Here is a 15553-nt window from a genome sequence, read left to right as displayed (position 1 = left end):
CTTAAACTCTTCGAAACATGCATCCTAGGCTGTCGAGAAAGCGTCAGATGCAAGGCGCGCACCCCACAGGGGTAAGATCTTGTAAGCTCGAAGACTCGCTAACAATTCACTTTACGCAGCAGATGGTGCTTTATAGGCTGGCTGCCTAGGCGCAGTCGTGCTTGTCCCAGGGCTCGCGGTTGTCACGCTGCAGAGCAACTTCCATACGTGCGAGAGCTTCTTTGAGCTTGGTTACTTCCTTGATCTTCATGTTGGGATCTTTGAGAACCTGATAGAGGACGGAGCCGGTGCAGTCTGCGGGAACGAGCAGGTCGGCAACGTAACAGATGGTTGCGATGATATCAGCAGCAGTAGCGGAACGCTCAACTTTGCCTGCTTTTTTGTTGATGCCGAGGCCTGCGAAGTAGAGACCTTCGTTGCAAGCAAGGACGATCAGGGTGCGGCGGTCAGCAGCATCGGAAATCTGTGCAACAGCGGCTTCAAGAGCAGCACCGTCTACATCGCCGAGATCAACAACAGCGTATGCGCCGTCTTCTTCGAATACTTTTGCGATGCCTTCGGGAGCAACAACAGCTGCGCCTTCAATTGCAGAAGCTGCAGCAACAACGCCGTCGTTGTCAAAAGAAGCAACGGTTGCGGTCTTTTTCATGAATTTCTTGAGAGCTGCGCCGTCTGCGTCAACTGCTGCACTGCCACAAGCCACGAGGATTACTTTTTTATCTGCCATTTTATTTTCTCCTAAATTTAAACTTACTTATATTTTAATTACTAAACAGCTACCATGGACAGGTTGTAGTCCACTTCCATGCCTTCCTCGAGAGAGTAGGTAAGCAGGGAACCGTTAAGCATATTGTCTTTTACGGTTTCGAAGATTTCGCGATCCTTTTCTTCAAGGCCCACTTCGAAATTAATTTCCAGTTCGGTGTAGCGGGTACGCATGACTTCGTCTTTATCCTTGGAGGCTTCAGCAGAGCCTTTCATGGATTTTACGACTGCGCCGTTACGCTCAAGGGCGTTGATAAATGTGTTGGAAAAGCAGGCCAGTGCAGCAACACAGAGCATGCGGGAGCCCATGCTTTCCTGATTGCGTTCTTCGGGGGTGATGCTGGAGAAATCCATAATGATTTCAGGAACAGCTTTGGCACCGACCTTAAAAGAATCGCGATTTTCATCGAGACGTTCAAATTCTACTTTGGACATATTCCTTCCCTCAAATTCTTTTAGAAATAGTTGACGGTTTCGAAGTCTTCACACATCTCGGCAACTTCTTCGGCATCAATGACTTCAACGCCATCCACCAGCGCATCTTCATCGATACCGCGCTTCTCGAGATCTTCACGAATACAAACGACTTCGCCGTCTTCGCCGATGAAATCATTGATCATGGAAGTGTGGTAGCCGGGATTTTCAGTCAGACACCAGACGCCTTCTTCAGAGAAGACCAGCTTGCATTCAAAGCCGTTCTGGTGGCAGGCCCATGCGGTGCGGATACCGAGAGCGGAAAGCTCCACACCAAGGGGTTTGGATACGATCAGACATGCGGAATTGATCATGATCTTCCTCCTAGTGACCGATGGACAGCATTACGTCCGAGGTCATGAGATATTTGGTGAAAGAGCCGCCGACATCGCCCCATTTAACTCCGTCAACGTATTCCTTGGATTCAATGCCGCGGGCATGCTCGTTGGTATGGCAGGTGGAAATATCCGCACCTTTTTCAGTCAACCGGGCAATGCGTTCGAAATTCTTTGTCGGTTCAATGTGATCAACAAGTCTGGGTGCGATATGCAAATCGCCTTCGATGGGCACTTCCTGTTTAGAAATATTTACGGCATTGCCGAAAAGATACATCTGGACTTTGTGACCTTTTTCAAGAGCCGCTTCTGCGAGATTTGTTGCAAACTGGGCGTCTTCGTTCTCAGCGGAACCGGACATAAGCATGATAGTCAGGGTCTTGGACATCTCACATTCTCCTTAAAGCGATACGACTTTTTCATCACTGCCCAGCAGCAGGTCGACCATTTCGCCGTAATCCACCACTTCACAGTTGTCGCTGAGTTCGATGTTGCGTCCATCCACGGCATCTTTAGCCACGTAAATGTCTTCCACATCCATATCTTCGAGTTTTTCTTCCCAGTGGGCAGTGCCGAAGGTTACGGCATCACCGACCAGAAGCAGGGCCTTGTCCTCATCGCCACCGACAAGCGCGATGCGCTCAAGGACTCTCTCTTCAGGCTTGTTTACGAAAAAGAGCATTATGCTGTTCTCCATTTATTTTACCCGCACCTTGCTCAGCAAAGTCACGGGCTGTTTTAAGATAATGAACCACCTTCTTCCGGGGTCCGTGCCGAACGGGCCGAAGTTCCGTTGACTCCGGGCCCCGCTGGCGGTGTGGTTTATTACTAGGAGGCTAAACCACACCGCTTAAGCGGAATCAGGTGTGAATGACCCATGGGGGGTCAAATATTATTTATCTTCGAAGATCTGGTAGCAGATTGCACCTTCGGTATCTGCGGGAACCGGGTTGCCGGTTGCGTGGCAGAAAGTAGGTACAACGTCGGCCAGCCAGCGGGGACGGTCGTAAACATAACCCTGCTTAACGCCGGGGCCACGCCACATCATGACGTTCTTCAGGGAACCGCATCCGGATTCACCGGTGGGGAACCCGTAGCCGTGCTCAGCCATGTATTCAGGCTTGAGAACGTATACAACGTCACCGGCCTGCTCGCCGCCCATGCCGAAGACTTTCGCGTCTTCTTTGGGGATGGCGCACATAACCGGACGCTCACCGGTTTCGGGGTGTTTGTAGTCGTAGAGAGCATCAATGATTTCGTTACGTACTTTTTCGTAATCTTCGTCCTCAACAATACCGCCGGGGTACTTGGATTTGAGGTTTACGTAGACGAACATGTAACGCTGGGGCACAGCCTTGGATTTCTCAGGGATGAGTTCGTAGTTGAAGCCTTCGGACTCATCAAAGAAGTTACCGTCGCCTTCACGAGCTTCATAAGCGGTCAGGCCGGCCTGTTTCAGTGCTTCTGCTGTGTTGAGGATCGGTCCGATAGGTGTTGCACCGTGGTCGGAGATCAGGCAGGTCAGCGTATCTTCGGGCATAGCTTCCATCATGATGCCGAGGTATTTGTCCTCGATCTGGTAGATGGCACGCTCAAGGTTCATGGCATGTTCGCGAACTGCTTCGTCATCGCTGTCCATCTGGTCGAGGAAACCGTGGTAGAACCAGTCGATGAGGTGGGTATGCATGTAGACCAGATCCCAATCCGGGTTATCCTTCATGAGGGTAGTCAGGACTTCGGTGAGCCATTCGGAATGGAACTGAGCAAGTTCAATGATGGTTTCATCATCGATGATACCGTTAGCGTGACCGACAAAACCCATGTCATTGGCGAGGATGTTTTTGGTGAAGTCTACGTTCTTGAGAGCGTCTGCGGGTGCGCAGTAGCCCTTGGTTCCGTTGATACCGGAAATGTAGAGTTTGAAATCATCACCGTCATCGGAGAGTTCCATCAGCTTGCAGCGGAAGTAACCGGGCTCGATGCGACCGTCAGATTCAATGGGGAACTGATGCTCAACAACATCACTCCACTCTTTCAACTTGATGGTGAAGAATGCTTTAGAGAAATCTTTTTCAGGACAAAGTGCGAAGATGTCATAACCGTCATCATCGGATTCCCAGGTCAGGCCGTACCAGGTCTGAGGCTTGAGGGGATCCATGGCATGGCCGAATTCCATGGGAATGACCATTTCCAGAGGTTCCTGATCTTCAACTTCTTCAGGGATGTTTTTCCAGCCTTCAGCTTCTTCGAAACGGGCCTGAACGCCGATGGGGTAAAAATCGGTAGCTACGCAGGATTCAGCACAGAGCCATTCCTTGTGTTCGTAACCTTCGATCTGCCAGCGGTGCTCAGCAGCGGAAAGGCCTTCACCCTGAACCATGATGCCGTTTTCCATTTTGGAAGGCCAGGAGGTGGGGTAGTTGACAACAATAGACTTTTTACCGGCCTTATCCCATGCATCCCAGATAGTCTGGGCTGTCAGCATTTCGGAACCGAAAGCCTGAACGCACTTGGAGAAGTGAAGGGACTCACCTTCGTTGTAATAGTAGTAGTCCTCTACGCCGTGAGTGCGGGGGAACGCGCCGGTGCAGATGGTAGCCCAGGAAGGAGGGGTAACTGTGGGCATGTTATACCCTTCAGTCATATAAGACCCTTCAGCCTTGAACTTTTTAAAGTTGGGCAGTGCGCCTTCCTCGATAAGAGCTTCGAGTCTCTTGGGGATTGCGCAGTCAAATCCGAGCAGTGCTACTCTTTTAGCTTGGTCTGCCATTTTCTTTCTCCTTTTATTTCAACTACTTATGATTTTTCTCTTGCGCAAGGGGAGACCCCTGAGAGGTTACTCCGTCAGGACTCGAGGGGGCCTTCCCTTTGCTACGCGAGGTTGTTTATTTCTTTGGTGTGCAGCACATTAGAAGTGCATTGTCATCCTTGACCATCTTAAACCATGCAGCCACGGCAAATCCGATGGGGATAAGCATAAGCGCGCCGGCAAAGTTCGCAAAGATCTTAACCGGTCCAAGACCGCCCATGGTGATTGCCGCCAGTGCTAGACCAGCCTGAACAGCAGCCCAGTAGAAGCGGTGACCTCTGGTGGGTTCGTGTCCGGGAACCAGTTTGGTGGTTGCTGCGCAGGAGATGATGTATGCGCAGGAGTCAACACTGGTTGCCAGGAAGATGGTAGAGAACACGCAGTAACCGATGAGTACAACGGAACCTGCGGGCAGGGTGCTGAGAACCGCAACCAGAGCTGCGGGACCGCCGCTGGCCTTGAGTACGCCAACAGCATCAACAACACCATTAAGCTGAGCCCACATGGTGTAACCGCCGAATACGGCATGGATCATGTAAGAACCGGCGATACCACCGGCCAGCCCCATACCGACAACATTTCTTACAGTACGTCCGCGAGAGATACGGGCGATGAACAAGCCCATGAAAGGACCGTAGGAAGCCATCCACAGGGCATAGAAGATTGTCCAGTCCTGCGGGAAGGAGCCGTCGGTGTAAGGATCGGTCCAGAAAATCATGGACCAGAAGTTACCCACCATATTCCCGAAGGAGTTGGTGAAGTTGTCCATAATAAATACGGTAGGTCCTGCAACGAGGCAGAAGAAAACCATGGAAAGGGCGATGACAACGTTGGTGTCGGAAAGGATCTTAATACCTTTCTTCAGACCCATGGAGACACTGGCGGTGAAGATAACAGCACTCACGGCAAGAATGCACATTTCCATGGTGAAGCTCGGCTCGATGCCGAGAGTCTTAGCCAGCGCATGGTTAACAATAGGAACGGAAACGCCCATAACCGCGGCATTGGAGAACATGAGACCGATGATGAAGAACACCTCGATTCCCTTGCCGATGCCGCCGTTGACTTTTTCGCCGAGAACAGGCTCTGCAGCGGCACTGATACGCAGAACAGGCTTCTTGCGCTTGTAGAACATGTAGCAGATGGGCAGTGCAGTAACCATATACCAGGGCCAGGTTACGGGGCCCCAGTGCAGCAGGACGTAGGACATGGCCCACTCAAAAGACTCCCTGCTCAGGGGTTCTGCGAATTTTGGAGGATAAGCCAGGTTGAACAGAGGCTCAACAATGGACCAGAACATAACCGCACCGGCAACACCGGAGCAGAACATCATGGCGATCCATGAGAAGTTATTGAATTCAGGCTTCTCATCCTCTTCTCCGAACTTGATGTTGCCGTAGCTGGAGAACATGAAGAAAGCGCAGAGGAACATCATACCTACGGTAACCCACAGGTAGATGGTACCAGTGTTGCTGGCAAAAGCGCCATACGCAGCCTTGAGAACTTTTTCACTTGTTTCGGTAAACAAAATGGAGCACGCGATAATTGCGAACAGCACCAGCGTTGCCGGAACAAGAATTTTTAAATCCGGACGAAGGTCCGCCCCTTCGTTCTTACTACTTGTAGCCATACTTCCTCCCTTAAGTCAGTACGCTTGCAACTCTTTTATATAACTAACTTTTAACTAAAGAGCATATGTTGATTGTGCTATTTTGCAACTGCCGGTCATCCGGCAATCACCCCTTGGTGCATGAGATTCATGCTAATGCGTCTGCAGCCGCATTGTGTTCGCTTTGAGCAATAAACGGGCCAAAATAGTAAGGACTCACCAAAACCTACGCACAGCTTGTGAAAGTTAGCGCAATAGCACAGTTTTACATTTCCAGCTGTATGCGACGATAGTGTCGCAAAAAACAGCAATACGGACAAATCCCCCGGATTATCAAGGGTCGAGACGCTTTGCGACAACATTGTCGCCATGACACAAAAAGTGTCACTTATTATTGATTCCCCGCAGAAATCATACTCCACAAGTCTATTTCCAGTCTATGATAAGTAACAAAGTAACAAGAGCAGTCTTATTTGCATGCAGACTTCCTCAAAAAGCATTGTGATATACGGATGCAGCATACATATTTATTCTCCCCGGTTGATCTTTTCCATTCTGTGCCGTAAAAATTAAAATTAATTGTAAGCCATCTCTATATCGGCAAATGCCCACAGCATACCAACCAATTTATCCAAACAATAATATCAGGAGATACAAAATGCTGCACGAAAAAGACAAAATAAGGGAAGCACTTATGGATGATGTATATGCTTCATCCGATATGGCCCAGACCATGCCCAAATATAAATTCCCTCAACAGGAGCATCTTCCAAGGGATGTATATCAGGTAGTTCATGATGAGTTGATGCTCGATGGTAACTCCCGCCAGAATCTGGCGACCTTCTGCTCCACATGGGTAGACCCTGAAGTCCACCAGCTCATGGACGAGTGTCTGGACAAAAACATGATCGACAAGGACGAATATCCCCAGACAGCGGAACTGGAAAGCCGCTGCGTGCATATGCTGGCCGATCTCTGGAATTCCCCGGATGCGGCAAACACCCTCGGCTGCTCCACCACCGGATCATCCGAAGCCGCCATGCTCGGCGGTATGGCCATGAAATGGCGTTGGCGTGAAAAAATGAAAGCGCAGGGAAAATCCACAGATAAACCGAACATGATCTGCGGACCGGTACAAATCTGCTGGCACAAATTCGCCAAGTACTGGGATATTGAATTACGCGAAATTCCCATGGAAAAAGACCGTTTAATCATGAGCCCCGAAGAGGTGATCAAACGGTGTGACGAAAACACCATCGGCGTGGTTCCCACTCTCGGGGTGACCTTCACCTGCGACTACGAACCGGTCAAAGAAGTATGCGAAGCACTGGATAAACTTCAGGATGAAACCGGACTGGATATCCCCGTCCATGTTGACGGAGCAAGCGGCGGATTCCTTGCCCCGTTCTGCGACCCGGACCTTGAATGGGATTTCAGGCTTGAACGGGTAAAGTCCATTAACACTTCCGGCCACAAGTTCGGCCTTTCCCCGTTGGGCGTAGGCTGGATCATCTGGCGCGACCGGGAACACCTCCCGGACGACCTTATTTTCTGGGTCAATTATCTGGGCGGCAACATGCCCTCCTTCGCCCTGAACTTCTCCAGACCCGGCGGCCAGATTGTGGCCCAGTATTACAACTTTTTGCGTCTGGGCAGGGAAGGTTACCGTAAAATTCATCAAGCCTGCTACGACACCGCCGCCTATATTGCAGATGAAATCGAAAAGCTGGGCGTATTCGACATCGTATACAACGGCAGAGGCGGCATTCCCGCAGTATCATGGTCACTAAAAGAATCAGTAACAGGATTCAACTGCTACGACCTTTCAGACAAACTGCGCTCCAGAGGCTGGCAGGTTCCGGCCTATTCCATGCCCGCCCACCGCGAAGATCTCGTGCTGATGCGTATTCTGGTCCGTCACGGAGTCAGCCGGGACATTGGATCTCTGCTCATTGAAGACATGAAAAGATGTCTGGATTACTTTGAGAAGAATCCGGTAGCCAATTCCCTTGGAGCTGAATACGGTGGGTATTCGCATAGTTCTTCCAAATAAATAATTAATCCCGGACAATCTCAGGTTTATTCTGAGATTGTCCGGGATCTTTATCCTTCATCGAAATAATGGGGGGTCAACTATCTTTTACCCCGTTCAGCACACTCAATAATCCCTTCTTAAAAAGCATGGATACTTCCCTGCTCTCCTTGGCAGAAGGGTCCTCCAGCTTGAATATTTCCAGCGCAGATATCTGCATCCCCACATAGTAGGCAAGAGAACCCTTTGAAGCCCCATGACCATGAATATCCAGCCTCGTCAGGTGTTTCTTGAGGGCGTAGTATACGACTTCATCAGCTTGAAGCAGAACCTTACCCACATCACGGTTACGACCTCCCTCGGTCAGCAATTCAAGGTAGAACTGCAATTCCCCGTGATCCTCAGACCCCAGAATCGCCGAGATGGTGAAATCAACCAACTCCTCAACTGAGCCGAAATTTTCCAAGGCTTCGGCGTACTCCTGTGCCTGTTCCAACTCCCGCTGTGCAAAATGAAGAATCATCTCGTCCTTTGAACGGAAGTAATGGTAAACTGTGCCGGGGCTTAACCCCGCTTCCTTGCAGATATCTGCCATACTGGATTGGTGAAACCCCTTAACAGCAAAGCACTTTCCGGCCGCCTTGAGAATTTGTCCCCTGCGTTTGATTGTTCCTTCCCGATCTACTTTTCTGGCCATTGCCACCTCATTTATCGAATGGTTGTTCGAATTTTATTGACACGGCTTCCGTAGCTATGTCAAACGAACCCCATACAATTCATCGAACAATCATTCTAATAATATTGATATCAGCCGTTCTTAAAGAACAGCTGCAAACCAAAGAGATAGATATGCCGTCCCTTAAAAAAACAAGCCTGTATCTTTTAGCTGCCATGGCAATTGTTGCCGTCATCTTCGTCTGGCTTTGGCGCTTGGATGAACTGGACGCCATTGCAAAGTCAAAAAACACAGAACAGACCCCGCTACGTATAAATGCCCACACTATTTCCAGCGGCCCTGTATTCCAAAGGATCATGGCCGAAGGACGCGCGCAGGCGGTGCGCAAATTATCGCTCCAATTTGAAGAACCCGGCAAGGTTGTCTTCATCGGTCAAGACAGAGACGGAAGTCCGCTCCGGGAAGGCTCTGCGGTATACGGACCGGGTCAAGGCAGCTCTGGACAGCAACTCGCCCGCATTGACTCCCGTGACAAACATTCGGACGTATCACAAAGCAGAGCCAATCACCTCGCGGCCCAGCGGGAACTGGATGCACTGCGGGCCACCCTGAAACAAGCGGAAGAAACCCTTGCGGAAGCACGGCAGGATCACCAACGCAAAAAGAAACTTTACGAGCAAAAATTCCTGGCCCAAAACGTATACGAACAGTCCAGATACAGTTCTACAAAAGCAGAAGCCGCTTTAGCTGCGGCTAAGTTGAGAATCGGTTCCGCACAAGCACGACTGAACCGTTCCCGCGCTGAATTAGGTAAAGTAAGCCGTTCGCCGGAAAAGCTGGAATTACGCGCTCCATTTAATGGAATCATCGCCAGAATAAACATCAAGGCCGGTGATTATTTCCAGCCTGAAAACGTAAAACATTCAACCCATGCGGATCTTGAGGCCACTGCACCCATGACCATCATTGATCCCGGAGAAATGGAAATAATACTCAACCTGCCGGAAAAACAGGGCCGTCGCGTTCGCATAGGCCAGCCGACAGACATTGCCATGGGCTTTGAAGGATGGCCTCCGGGCATGACCTATGAAACCGCACCGAAACGGCAAGGCAAAATCTGGTCGGTCAGCCCGCAGGTCGATGGAAAAAGAAGAGCTATCAGGGTTAAAGCACGACTGAAACAACAAGAGCATTTCATACAGGACGGCATGTTCGTCACCTGCTGGATAATGGTAAACAAAAAAGAAAACAGCCTGCGCATCCCGCTAAGTTCACTGCTCTATGACGGAAACCAGCCCTATGCTTTTGTCTGCAAGGACGGTTTTGCCCAAAGAAGAAACCTGACCATAGGACTGCGGGATACTCGTTTTGCTGAAATTCTGAACGGCCTTAAAGCGGGAGAGCTGGTCGTTTCCAGCGGACGCAAAAAAGTCGTGAACGGTGCACCAGTTACTATCATTGCCCCCTCCCAATCCATGGAGAACAGCAATGAATAACGCTAAACACAACCCTATCTTTTCCTTTTTCTTTCTGCGCAAAGTCCCGGCCATCATCTGGGGATTGATTCTTATCGGCTTTGGGCTGGTAGCCTACCACTCCATGAATAAAGAGGGCCTGCCTGATCTGGAAGTACCTACCTTTTATGTCACCACCGACTGGGAGGGAGCCAACTCTGCCATGGTGGAAAAATCCGTCACCCAGAAAATCGAAAAGGAGCTGCGCGGACTCAAAGGAGTAAAACGGGTCCGTTCCACCTCTATCTACAGCACTTCGCTCATCATTGTAACTTTCGAAGCGGACTGTTCCATTAGAGAAAGCCAGCAGCTTTTACGTCAGCGCATAAATACAGCCAGAAATGAACTGCCCAAAAGTGCCAAAGAACCTAAGATTGAATTTTCCACAGTTAACGATATTCCCATCACCACCATCGCCCTTTCCGGGAATGTCAGCCTTTCCGTTCTTGAGGATCTGGGAGTCTCGTTACGGCGCAGACTGCGCCAGATTCCGGGCATTCGGAAAATCGGAAAAATCGGCATCCGTAAAGAAGTCATCCATATCCAACTCCATCCCGCCAAACTGAAGAAATACGGAATACCCGCCTCATTGGTCCGCAACAAGGTCGCCCGGAACGGCATGGATGCCCCGTGGGGAAAATTTGAAAACAAGGATCTGAAATTTTCACTCCGTATGGACGGTGCATATAATGACCTTGAAGATCTCAAAACACTGTTCATCGGCAAACGTTTCGGCGGCGGTGTCGTGCGTCTGGATGATATTGCCACCGTACGTAAAAGCCATATGAGAGGAGCCAAACAAGCTTCCTTAAGCTGGGAAAGCGGCGAATTCGAGCCGGTAGTAGGATTGTCTGTCCTGAAATCACCCGGATATGACACTATTGATCTTGTCACACTGGTAAAAAAAGAACTGTCTAAAGCTGAAAGTGAAAACATCTGGCCCGAAGGAGTCCACTGGCGACTTACAGGCAATCAGGCTGAAATGATTGAAACCGAACTGGAAAGGGGATTCACCAACGGCTGGCAAGCCATGCTGGCTGTTTTTTGTGTACTTCTCGTGCTGCTGACATGGCGAGAAGCAACAGTGGCGGCCTTGTCCGTACCTCTGACCCTGCTTGGTACGGTCGCTATCCTTTGGGCCATGGGCTACACTTTCAACCTGCTGGTCATCATCGGAATGATCATCGCGCTGGGGCTGCTGGTAGACGATTTCATCCTTATCATGGAAGGCATGCACGATGCCCTTTTCCTGAAGAAAATGAACTTCACCGCAGCAGTAAAATACACCATATCCACCTATGCAGTTCCTTCGCTTTCCGGGTCAGTCACCACAATTTTAGTTTTTACCCCATTAGCCATGATTCCCGGAATTGACGGAAAATTCATGCGTATAATCCCGGTAACAGCGGCTGTGTGCCTCATTGTCTCATTCATTGTTTCCATCATTATCGGGCCACCGCTTTTACGCCCCTTTCTCGGTAAAAGCGGTAACCATGAACCGGGATTCATAGACAAACTATCACATAATCTTGAAACAAAGCTCTCCGGATGGCTGGGCCGCAATGTCATTCCTAGCAGAAAGCGGGCTGCTCTCTGGATCGGCGGAGCCTTGGGACTGTTCTGCCTGAGCATCGTGGCAACTGCCGGGATGCGCAGTACCCTTTATAACAACGAAGACGGGCGCACCATCGGTGTAAGCGTGGAACTGGCCCGAGACACTCCCATTGAAGAAACCTCCAAGGTGGCTGAAAAACTCAGCCCGATCCTGCAAAAAAAAACATACATCCAAAATATCATGCGCGTGGTGGGAGGCAAGGATGCCTACTCCAAATCATCAGATTTCGACCATATGCGGGGGGAAGACACTCCATACATAATGGGCTTCGCCTGCTACCTGATCCCCGGTAAAGACAGGGAGCGCATTGCCTTCGAATACGTATCCGAACTTAAGCAAGAGTTTGAGGAAGCACTCAAGGACCAGCCCGGAGCAAAAGTTTATATAAATGCCCAGCGTGGCGGACCGGAAAACGGAGATCCAATTCAAATTCAAGTTGTCGGCACAGATTTCGTAACTTTGCGGGATATATCCCAAAACATCAAAGATGAACTCAACTCCATTTCAGGAGTCTACGATGTGCGCGACAATTTAGGCCCGGCCCGTACCGAACTGCGCTATACGCCCATGCGGGAGGCTCTGGCCCATCACGAATTAACTGCCGATGAACTCGCAGCTCAAATGATGGTTTATATGGAAAATGAGAAGGTCGCAGACTATCAGCGGCCCGGAACTCAAGATGATCTTGAAGTCCGCATAGGCACATGGTGGCCCAGCCAGAACGGAAAAATGGCAGGTCCCAAAAGCTGGCATGAGCTTGAAGGTCTTAGCATAATTGACGGCGAGGGGGATTCCATACCCCTTGAAAGCGTAACCAATCCGCGTATGACGACGACTACGCCACTTATCCTCCATGCGGACGGAGTACGGGCGGTCACCGTATTAGCCAAAAACAAGGACATATTCTTGCCGGAAGTTATCCAAATTATGACCCCGGTCCTCAAAAGGATGCAACAGAACTGGCCACAGGGATATTCTTATACCGTTATCGGAGAAGAGGAAGCTGACACAACCTACGCCAATATGTTCAAAGCCCTCTGCGGAGCAATCATCCTTGTTTTTGCTATCCTTGCCCTGCTCTTTGATTCACTGCTCTATCCGCTCATCATTCTAAGTACGGTTCTGTTCTCGCAAGTGGGAGTCTTTTTCGGGTTCATGCTCTTCGGCCTTCCCTTCTCCTTTTCCGCAGCCATCGGCATTGTGGCTCTGGTGGGTATCGTGGTCAACGACGCCATCATTGTTGTGGAAACCATCCGCAACTACATCAAGGAGGGAGTCCCGCTTTTTGAAGCCGCCAGAAGAGGTGCCGCAGACAGACTGCGCCCCATCACCAGTACCACCATCACAAACTTTGCCGGACTGACCCCGCTGGCCCTGTCCGATCCCGGCTGGGCACCCATCTGCCAGGCCATTATATTCGGCGAAATCACAGCCACAGTGGGGGCAGTGATACTCATCCCGGCCTTGTTTGTTGTTCTAACCCGCAAGAAAAAATGTGCGGAATCCATGCGCAAAGTTACAGCCTGATAGATGTGCTCTCAATCAAAATAAATCCCCCCAGCCGAACTAGTTCGGCTGGGGGGATTTTGTAACACCATTTACATTTGATTCAGACAATCTTCGCAGGCTTCACCCTCTTGAGCTTCAGCTGTTGTCCTTTTGGTCGTTTTTTCCAGAATAAGATCAACCTTCTTTTCGAATCTCTCCGCCGGAAGGTAGCCACGCACGACAACCCCATTAATAAGGAATGTAGGGGTAGCATTTATCTTGAACGCTCTGGCCTCTTTTTCATCAGCCAGCAGATACTCCTGCACCTGCATTGAATTGATACTTTTCTGGAGCAGGTCATGATCAACGCCGGCTTCATCAATAATCTTAGCTAGAACAGCACCGGAATTATCTTCATATAGTTCTTTCTGATGTCCAAAAACGAGATCATGAAATTTATAAGCCTTCTCCTTATCAAACAGGGCTATGGCCTCAAAAAAAAGAGCCAACTTACGGGATTTTTCATTCATAGGCAGGTGTTTGAAAACAAGCCTGTACTTTTCAGGTTGTTCTATAGCCAGCTTGCTGACCACACTTGCCGCCTTACTGCAATAAGGGCATAGAAAATCAGAATATTCTACGATGGTTACCGGGGCATCAACATTGCCAAGCATCGGTCTACCGGCCCAAATCCGAGGTTTGAATGAATTTTGTATCTCCGCTTCAAGCCGGGCTGCACGCTTAAGTTTCTCCCGCTCACTTATGCCCTGCTCAAGAATTACCAGCATATCCATTTTTTTCTCACGCAAGGCATCAAGTACAATCTGGGGATTTTCGCGAATGGCCTCGGCAATCTGCTCCTTTAGCATCTGTTTATTAACGCAACCGGAAAACATGACAGCAACCGACAAAATCAACATAATTCGCTTCAACATAGACTCCTCTCCAGCGATTTAATAAAAAAATTTCATACGGCCATAGGAAATTTCACTTTTGTATTCTGCAAATATCACCCCGCCATAAGCTGCATCTGAAATACCGGCAGCAGTATTGCCATAACAATGAAACCGACCACCGCGCCCATCACCAGAATCATAACCGGCTCCAGAAGTGAGGTGAGATTCTTGACCAGCTGATCCACCTCACGTTCGTAATGTTCAGCAATTTTTCCGAGCATAGTGTCTAGGGAACCGGACTCCTCGCCCATGGAGATCATTTCTGTGACATATGCCGGGATGACGCCGCTCTCCTTAAGCGGAGTCGCCAGCTTGCTGCCCTCGCGGACCTCGGCGGTCGCCTTTTCCACAACTTTTGAGACAGCCACATTTCCGGTTACTCCGGCACTGGACTGAAGCGCGGACAGAAATGGAACACCGGAACCGATCAGGGTTCCCAAAGTACGGCACCAGCGGGCCATGCTGACCTGTATGACAATGGGACCGAGGGCTGGGAGCTTGAGTTTGGCGGTATCAATACGCATACGCCCTGCGGGGGTGGAACCTATCTTTTTCCATGCAGGGATGACGACCACCAGAAACAAAGGAAACAACCACCATGTCTGCTGCAAAGTGTCCGAAATACCGATGAGCACACGGGTGGCAACGGGAAGCTTCTGGCCCATACTGGAAAACATCTGGGCAAATCTTGGAACCACGAGCAGCATCATGGTGATGATCGCCCCCACCATGGCAATGAACATGATGGCCGGGTAAATCATGGCCCCGGAAACCTTGGAACGCAGGTCCTCCTGAGCCTCACGCATAAAGGCCAGCCTATCCATAGCCTTATCCAGCATACCGCCTGTCTCTCCCGCTGCCACAAGTGAAACATAAAGCGTATCAAAATGTTTAGGATATTCGGACAAGGCCCGCGACAGGGGCATACCCTCGCGTACACGGGAATTGATAGTGCCTATGACCTCTCCCAGCACAGTGCCTGCGTTCTGGTCCTGTAAAAATGAAAGAGCCCGCACAAGCGGAAGGCTTGATCCCAACAGGGTGGCAAACTGGCGGGTAAAAGAGGTGACCTGCTTGTAACTGATACGCTTACCGAAGAGGGACTGGCTCTTTACGCTTCCTTTTTGTTCTTCCTCCGGACCGCCGTCCTTACGTTCCACCCGCAGCACTCTGGCTCCCTGCCCGGAAAGTTCACGCTGCACAGCTGTGACATCAGCAGCTTCCATCTCCCCCGAAAGTTGCTTGCCGTCTTTGAGAGCCGTATAAGTAAACGTTGCCAT

13 protein-coding genes are annotated in these 15553 nt (G+C 50.1%); 3 read left to right on the top strand and 10 right to left on the bottom strand.

Annotated features, from left to right (window positions below):
* Positions 1 to 145: 145 nt before the first annotated feature.
* From FMS18_RS06185 to FMS18_RS06155, 7 genes are all read right to left on the bottom strand, one after another.
* Entirely contained in the window at positions 146 to 727 is a 582-nt protein-coding gene (locus FMS18_RS06185) for a hypothetical protein (protein ID WP_163292875.1), read from the bottom strand.
* A 41-nt stretch (positions 728 to 768) separates the two neighbouring features.
* Positions 769 to 1200 carry an OsmC family protein gene (locus FMS18_RS06180; RefSeq protein ID WP_163292874.1) on the bottom strand — a complete coding sequence of 144 codons (432 nt, stop codon included), beginning with the start codon at positions 1198 to 1200 and terminating at the stop codon, positions 769 to 771.
* A gap of 20 nt (positions 1201 to 1220) precedes the next feature.
* Positions 1221 to 1553, bottom strand: a complete 333-nt coding sequence (locus FMS18_RS06175) for a DsrH/TusB family sulfur metabolism protein (protein ID WP_163292873.1) — start codon at positions 1551 to 1553, stop codon at positions 1221 to 1223.
* A 10-nt stretch (positions 1554 to 1563) separates the two neighbouring features.
* Positions 1564 to 1962, bottom strand: coding sequence for a DsrE family protein (locus FMS18_RS06170; protein ID WP_163292872.1), 399 nt, complete (start codon positions 1960 to 1962; stop codon positions 1564 to 1566).
* Positions 1963 to 1974: 12 nt separating this feature from the next.
* Entirely contained in the window at positions 1975 to 2271 is a 297-nt protein-coding gene (locus FMS18_RS06165) for a DsrH/TusB family sulfur relay protein (protein ID WP_239060958.1), read from the bottom strand.
* 195 nt (positions 2272 to 2466) lie between these two features.
* The gene (locus FMS18_RS06160) at positions 2467 to 4344 is read right to left on the bottom strand and encodes an alkaline phosphatase family protein (protein WP_163292871.1); all 1878 of its coding nucleotides are present in this window, start codon (positions 4342 to 4344) and stop codon (positions 2467 to 2469) included.
* A gap of 115 nt (positions 4345 to 4459) precedes the next feature.
* Positions 4460 to 6013, bottom strand: a complete 1554-nt coding sequence (locus FMS18_RS06155; RefSeq protein ID WP_163292870.1) for a BCCT family transporter — start codon at positions 6011 to 6013, stop codon at positions 4460 to 4462.
* A gap of 637 nt (positions 6014 to 6650) precedes the next feature.
* On the opposite strand from FMS18_RS06155, the gene FMS18_RS06150 reads away from it, so the two are divergent.
* The gene (locus tag FMS18_RS06150) at positions 6651 to 8045 is read left to right on the top strand and encodes a glutamate decarboxylase (RefSeq protein ID WP_163292869.1); all 1395 of its coding nucleotides are present in this window, start codon (positions 6651 to 6653) and stop codon (positions 8043 to 8045) included.
* A gap of 76 nt (positions 8046 to 8121) precedes the next feature.
* Here FMS18_RS06150 and FMS18_RS06145 read toward each other — a convergent pair whose 3' ends face one another.
* Positions 8122 to 8721 (bottom strand): TetR/AcrR family transcriptional regulator, encoded by a 600-nt coding sequence (locus tag FMS18_RS06145; protein WP_163292868.1) that lies wholly within the window; start codon positions 8719 to 8721, stop codon positions 8122 to 8124.
* 152 nt (positions 8722 to 8873) lie between these two features.
* Between FMS18_RS06145 and FMS18_RS06140 the strand changes: the two genes are divergently transcribed.
* Entirely contained in the window at positions 8874 to 10196 is a 1323-nt protein-coding gene (locus tag FMS18_RS06140; RefSeq protein ID WP_163292867.1) for an efflux RND transporter periplasmic adaptor subunit, read from the top strand.
* Entirely contained in the window at positions 10189 to 13356 is a 3168-nt protein-coding gene (locus FMS18_RS06135; protein WP_163292866.1) for an efflux RND transporter permease subunit, read from the top strand. Before FMS18_RS06140 ends, FMS18_RS06135 begins: the two co-directional genes overlap by 8 nt.
* A gap of 71 nt (positions 13357 to 13427) precedes the next feature.
* Here the strand turns inward: FMS18_RS06135 and FMS18_RS06130 are convergent, their stop codons facing one another.
* Together FMS18_RS06130 and FMS18_RS06125 are read right to left on the bottom strand one after the other, a co-directional pair.
* On the bottom strand, positions 13428 to 14252 hold the full coding sequence (locus tag FMS18_RS06130) for a thioredoxin domain-containing protein (protein WP_163292865.1): 825 nt from the start codon (positions 14250 to 14252) through the stop codon (positions 13428 to 13430).
* A gap of 74 nt (positions 14253 to 14326) precedes the next feature.
* On the bottom strand, positions 14327 to 15553 hold the full coding sequence (locus FMS18_RS06125; RefSeq protein ID WP_163292864.1) for a type II secretion system F family protein: 1227 nt from the start codon (positions 15551 to 15553) through the stop codon (positions 14327 to 14329).

The organism is Desulfovibrio sp. JC022, assembly GCF_010470665.1.
Classification (GTDB): Bacteria; Desulfobacterota; Desulfovibrionia; order Desulfovibrionales; family Desulfovibrionaceae; genus Maridesulfovibrio.
Note: the sequence above shows the minus strand (reverse complement) of the source record. Positions and strands in the feature narration are given on the sequence as shown.

Coding starts and splice junctions, on each gene's coding strand:
- FMS18_RS06170 (WP_163292872.1), bottom strand. CDS start 1,962: ATGTCCAAGACCCTGACTATCATGCTTATGTCCGGTTCCGCTGAGAAC.
- FMS18_RS06185 (WP_163292875.1), bottom strand. CDS start 727: ATGGCAGATAAAAAAGTAATCCTCGTGGCTTGTGGCAGTGCAGCAGTT.
- FMS18_RS06180 (WP_163292874.1), bottom strand. CDS start 1,200: ATGTCCAAAGTAGAATTTGAACGTCTCGATGAAAATCGCGATTCTTTT.
- FMS18_RS06145 (WP_163292868.1), bottom strand. CDS start 8,721: ATGGCCAGAAAAGTAGATCGGGAAGGAACAATCAAACGCAGGGGACAA.
- FMS18_RS06175 (WP_163292873.1), bottom strand. CDS start 1,553: ATGATCAATTCCGCATGTCTGATCGTATCCAAACCCCTTGGTGTGGAG.
- FMS18_RS06155 (WP_163292870.1), bottom strand. CDS start 6,013: ATGGCTACAAGTAGTAAGAACGAAGGGGCGGACCTTCGTCCGGATTTA.
- FMS18_RS06135 (WP_163292866.1), top strand. CDS start 10,189: ATGAATAACGCTAAACACAACCCTATCTTTTCCTTTTTCTTTCTGCGC.
- FMS18_RS06150 (WP_163292869.1), top strand. CDS start 6,651: ATGCTGCACGAAAAAGACAAAATAAGGGAAGCACTTATGGATGATGTA.
- FMS18_RS06130 (WP_163292865.1), bottom strand. CDS start 14,252: ATGTTGAAGCGAATTATGTTGATTTTGTCGGTTGCTGTCATGTTTTCC.
- FMS18_RS06165 (WP_239060958.1), bottom strand. CDS start 2,271: ATGGAGAACAGCATAATGCTCTTTTTCGTAAACAAGCCTGAAGAGAGA.
- FMS18_RS06140 (WP_163292867.1), top strand. CDS start 8,874: ATGCCGTCCCTTAAAAAAACAAGCCTGTATCTTTTAGCTGCCATGGCA.
- FMS18_RS06125 (WP_163292864.1), bottom strand. CDS start 15,553: ATGGCAACGTTTACTTATACGGCTCTCAAAGACGGCAAGCAACTTTCG.
- FMS18_RS06160 (WP_163292871.1), bottom strand. CDS start 4,344: ATGGCAGACCAAGCTAAAAGAGTAGCACTGCTCGGATTTGACTGCGCA.